1 protein-coding gene is annotated in these 806 nt (G+C 69.9%); it reads right to left on the bottom strand.

Annotated features, from left to right (window positions below; translation table 11 throughout):
- Positions 1–30: 30 nt before the first annotated feature.
- Positions 31–806 (bottom strand): ABC transporter permease (locus tag D7X74_RS42200; protein WP_233596058.1); only part of this gene is annotated, 776 nt, incomplete at its 5' end.

Here is an 806-nt window from a genome sequence, read left to right as displayed (position 1 = left end):
GGAGCGGGCCTTGCGCATGGTCCGGGCGCTTCAGAAGTAGAGCGTGATCTTCGTGATGAAGAAGTCCGCGAGGCACACGGACACGGAGGTGATGGCCACGGTCTGCGTGGTGGCGCGGCCCACGCCTTCGGTGCCGCCCTCCACCGCGAGCCCCTTGAAACAACCGACCAGTCCGATGACGAGCCCGAACACCGCGCCCTTGATGACGCCGGAGACGAAGTCGCCCATCTGCACCGCGTCCATGGCGCCCTGGAAGAACTGGTCCAGGGAGATGCCGTACTGCGAGCGCACCACCAGCGCGCCGCCCACCAGGCCCACCACGTCCGAGAACACGGTGAGCACCGGCATGACGATGAGACACGCGAACACGCGCGGCACCACCAGCTTGCGCAGCGGGTCCGCGCCGAGCGCGCGGATGGCGTCCACCTGCTCCGTCACGGTCATGGAGCCCAGCTCCGCGGCGATGCCGGAGCCGATGCGCGCGCCCACGGTGAGGGCGGTGAGCACGGGGGCCAGCTCCCGGAACAGCGTCAGGATGACGACGCGGCCCACGGTGTACTGCACGCCGAAGCGGGCGAGGAAGTAGCCGAACTGGAGCGAGATGACGAGCCCGGCGAACGTCGCGGTGAGCAGCGCGATGGGCAGCGAGCGCACGCCCAGGGACTCGGTGTGGAAGATGAGGCCGGCCCAGTCATACGGGGGGCGCACGGCGCGGCTGAACACCTGGCCGGTCATCACCGACAGGGAGCCCAGCGACTCCATGCGCTCGCGGAGGCGCTCCTTGAGGGTGGGGCGCGGGGGATGGT

It is taken from the genome of Corallococcus sp. CA047B, assembly GCF_003612065.1.
GTDB lineage: Bacteria > Myxococcota > Myxococcia > Myxococcales > Myxococcaceae > Corallococcus > Corallococcus praedator.
The sequence above is the reverse complement of the archived record's forward strand: the minus strand, read 5'-3'. Positions and strand labels throughout refer to the sequence as shown.